4 protein-coding genes are annotated in these 1,224 nt (G+C 34.2%); all 4 read left to right on the top strand.

Translation table 11 applies throughout. The features are described 5' to 3' along the window. Nucleotides 1-270: 270 nt before the first annotated feature. Nucleotides 271-534, top strand: a complete 264-nt coding sequence (locus SD53_RS12400) for a helix-turn-helix domain-containing protein (RefSeq protein ID WP_001124198.1) — start codon at nt 271-273, stop codon at nt 532-534. A gap of 11 nt (nt 535-545) precedes the next feature. Further along, a complete protein-coding gene (locus SD53_RS18200; protein WP_001285950.1) occupies nt 546-713 on the top strand; it encodes a DUF1270 domain-containing protein in 168 nt (55 codons plus the stop codon). After that, nucleotides 714-1,034, top strand: coding sequence for a hypothetical protein (locus SD53_RS12390; RefSeq protein ID WP_000219665.1), 321 nt, complete (start codon nt 714-716; stop codon nt 1,032-1,034). Nucleotides 1,035-1,125: 91 nt separating this feature from the next. Next, on the top strand, nt 1,126-1,224 hold a 99-nt coding region (locus SD53_RS18955; RefSeq protein WP_046520536.1), incomplete at its 3' end, for a DUF1108 family protein.

Genomic DNA, 1,224 nt, shown 5'->3' with positions numbered 1-1,224 from the left:
TGTTTTTTAAGGAGGATTCACAGTGAACAAATTGTATAAAACAACCCTCCTCATCACAATGGCAGTTGTGACGTGGAAGGTTTGGAAGATTGAGAAGCACACTAGAAAACCTGTGATTAGTAGCAGGGCGTTGAGTGACTATCTAAACAACAAATCTTTAACCATACCGAAAGATGCTGAAAATTCTACTGAATCTGCTCGTCGCCTTTTGAAGTTCGCCGAACAAACTATTAGCAAATAACAACATTATACACGAAAGGAAAGATAGAAATGCCAAAAATCATAGTACCACCAACACCAGAAAACACATATAGAGGCGAAGAAAAATTTGTGAAAAAGTTATACGCAACACCTACACAAATCCATCAATTGTTTGGAGTATGTAGAAGTACAGTATACAACTGGTTGAAATATTACCGCAAAGATAATTTAGGTGTAGAAAATTTATACATTGATTATTCACCAACAGGCACTCTGATTAATATTTCTAAATTGGAAGAGTATTTGATCAGAAAGCATAAAAAATGGTATTAGGAGGATATTAAATGAGCGACACATATAAAAGCTACTTAATAGCAGTATTGTGCTTCACAGTCTTAGCGATTGTGCTTATGCCATTGCTGTACTTCACTACAGCATGGTCGATTGCGGGATTCGCAAGTATAGCAACATTCATATTTTATAAAGAATACTTATATGAGGTGGATGATTAAATGACTTGGTTCGAAGAACACGTTGAACCTAGTGTGGAATGGGAAAGAAAAGCAGAACAAGCTGTGTTAAGTGATGATGAAGTTAAGACGATTACTGAATACAGAGAGAAGTACAACAATCCATATATTTACATGTCGGTTCAAAACAAAAATTATCTTGTTGAATATGTAGACAGACATACCGGTGACATAGTATTACACAATTTAAAACTTAAGAAATCATACAGAAGTAGAGCGCATCAATATTTTTTTGTCGGCCAAATAGTAGTGCCAGGCGAACCAAAAGGCATAATTTACGAAACATCTTTGATAATAAGATAAAAAAACTGCTACTTGTTGGAGCAAGTAACAGCATCAAGCACTTAAGAAAAATTTCAAGTTAAATATAAAATGAAAAACGGAGGAAGTCAAGATGTATTACGAAATAGGCGATATCATACGCAAAAATATTCATGTTAACGGATTCGATTTTAAGCTATTCATTTTAAAAGGTCATATGGGCATATCAATA

Source organism: Rheinheimera mesophila (assembly GCF_000986865.1).
Lineage (GTDB): Bacteria > Pseudomonadota > Gammaproteobacteria > Enterobacterales > Alteromonadaceae > Pararheinheimera > Pararheinheimera mesophila.
Note: the sequence above shows the minus strand (reverse complement) of the source record. Positions and strands in the feature narration are given on the sequence as shown.

Excerpts from the sequence above, each read along its gene's own strand:
- SD53_RS12400 (WP_001124198.1), top strand. The coding sequence starts at position 271 with ATGCCAAAAATCATAGTACCACCAACACCAGAAAACACATATAGAGGC.
- SD53_RS18200 (WP_001285950.1), top strand. The coding sequence starts at position 546 with ATGAGCGACACATATAAAAGCTACTTAATAGCAGTATTGTGCTTCACA.
- SD53_RS12390 (WP_000219665.1), top strand. The coding sequence starts at position 714 with ATGACTTGGTTCGAAGAACACGTTGAACCTAGTGTGGAATGGGAAAGA.